3 protein-coding genes are annotated in these 1,920 nt (G+C 65.2%); 2 read left to right on the top strand and 1 reads right to left on the bottom strand.

Annotated features, from left to right (window positions below; genetic code table 11):
* Positions 1–219: nuclear transport factor 2 family protein (locus VGD20_RS20715; protein WP_331136260.1), on the bottom strand; the 219-nt coding region annotated here is incomplete at its 3' end.
* 119 nt (positions 220–338) lie between these two features.
* On the opposite strand from VGD20_RS20715, the gene VGD20_RS20710 reads away from it, so the two are divergent.
* Together VGD20_RS20710 and VGD20_RS20705 are read left to right on the top strand one after the other, a co-directional pair.
* Complete coding sequence (locus tag VGD20_RS20710) at positions 339–1,685, top strand: MFS transporter (RefSeq protein ID WP_331136259.1); 1,347 nt, start codon at positions 339–341, stop codon at positions 1,683–1,685.
* Positions 1,686–1,692: 7 nt separating this feature from the next.
* On the top strand, positions 1,693–1,920 hold a 228-nt coding region (locus VGD20_RS20705; protein ID WP_331136258.1), incomplete at its 3' end, for an SDR family NAD(P)-dependent oxidoreductase.

Raw genomic sequence — 1,920 nt, 5'->3', positions numbered from 1 at the left:
CGCGGCGCCTTGCTTGCCGCGATAGATTCCGCCGAAGAAATGCACCTCACAATCCTCGGTGAACAGATCGACCGTCTCGCGATACAGGCATTTGTCGATGAGGTAGCCATAGAGATGCTGCAGCTTGCGGACGGCCTGCTCGTCCTCTTGCACCACCAGCCGCCGCGCCAGTTCGGCGACCTGCTTCTCGAGCACGGCAATCCTGTCAGCCTCCGCCATCGTCAGATCTCCTCTCTCATTTTTGTATCTAATACATACAATTTGCTGGACGCCGGCCCGCGAGTCAATCTAACATTCGATACGACCCGCGACAGACGGGCGAAAAGGAGAGGCACGCGATGGCGGCTTTGTTCGACCCCGCACGCACCAGTTTCCAGGAGTCCCGATCCTGGCCCAGCGAGCGCGCGGGCTGGTACGCCGTCTTCGTCCTTTCGCTGACGCTGCTCGTGAATTTCCTCGACCGCGGAATCATCGCGCTGCTCGTCCCGCAGATCAAGGCGGACCTTCAGCTCAGCGACACACAGATCAGCCTCATCATGGGGTTCGCGTTCGTCATGTTCTACATGGTCGCGGGGTTGCCGATCGCGCGGCATGCGGACAAGGGCAATCGCCGCAACCTCATCGCCATCGGCATGATGCTCTGGGGCGGAGCGACCGCACTGTGCGGGCTGGCGAAGAGCTTCGGCGGCCTCTTCGCCTTTCGCGTGGGCGTGGGCGTCGGCGAGGCGTGCACCGGCCCCGCGAGCTATTCGCTGCTCGGCGACTATTTCCCGCCGCACCGCCTTCCGCGCGCGATCGCGGTGCTCAATTTCGGCTTCATTGCGGGCAACGGGCTGGCGATCCTGATCGGCGGAACGCTCGTCGCGATGCTCGCGAGCGCGAGCGCGCTCAGCCTGCCCTTTTTCGGCGAGCTGCGCGTGTGGCAGGCGGCCTTCCTGATCGCGGGCATTCCGGGCATCCTCGTCTCGCTGCTGATGCTGACGGTCAGGGAGCCGCCGCGCCGGCATCAGGGCGACGCGCCCCCCGTGCGCGACGTGATGCGTTTCGTTATGGATCACCGCACGATCTATCTGCCACTCATCATCGGCATCGCGCTCAACACGATCGTCGCGGTCGGGCAGGCGAGCTGGGGGCCTGCCTTCTACATGCGCACCTATGGCTGGGATGTGGGGCGCATCGGGCTCGTCTCGGGGCTCACCTTCCTCATCGTCATGCCCTTCGGCGTTATGATCGGCGGCGCGCTCGCCGAGCGCTGGATGAAGGCGGGGCGCCCCGACGCGAATCTGCGCGTGACGCTGCTCGCGCTCGCGCTTGCCTGGCCCTTTACCACGCTTGCGCCGCTCATGCCTAATGGCTGGCTCGCCGCCGCCCTGAGCGCGACGGGGCTGTTCTTCACCTCGTGGCTGTTCGGCCCGCAGAACGCCGCGATCCAGACCGTGACCCCGGGGCGGATGCGCGGCATGGTGACCGCGCTGGTGCTCTTTGGCTTCAACGTGATCGGCTATGGCCTCGGCCCCACGGTGCTCGCGCTTTTCACTGACTATGTCTTCGCCGACCCCAACCAGATCCGCTACGCGATGGTCGCGACGCACATCTTCATCAGCCCCGTCGCCTTCCTCATCCTGTGGCTGGGCATGAAGCCCTATGCGCGCGCGGTCGCCGCGCTCCACCAAACCGGAGACTGATCCCGATATGCAGAATCTGAACGGCAAGACCGCCTTCATCACCGGCGGCGCGAGTGGCATCGGCCTCGGCATCGCCAAGGCCCTGCTGAAGGCGGGGATGAACGTGGTCGTTGCCGACATACGCGACGACCATCTGGATCAGGCACGCGCCGAACTGGACAATCCCGATCGCGTGCTTGCGGTGAAACTCGACGTCACCGATCGCGACCAGTTCCGCGCGGCGGCCGACGCCGCC

Source organism: Sphingopyxis sp., assembly GCF_036402335.1.
GTDB lineage: Bacteria > Pseudomonadota > Alphaproteobacteria > Sphingomonadales > Sphingomonadaceae > Sphingopyxis.
Note: the sequence above shows the minus strand (reverse complement) of the source record. Positions and strands in the feature narration are given on the sequence as shown.

Coding starts and splice junctions, on each gene's coding strand:
- VGD20_RS20710 (WP_331136259.1), top strand. CDS start 339: ATGGCGGCTTTGTTCGACCCCGCACGCACCAGTTTCCAGGAGTCCCGA.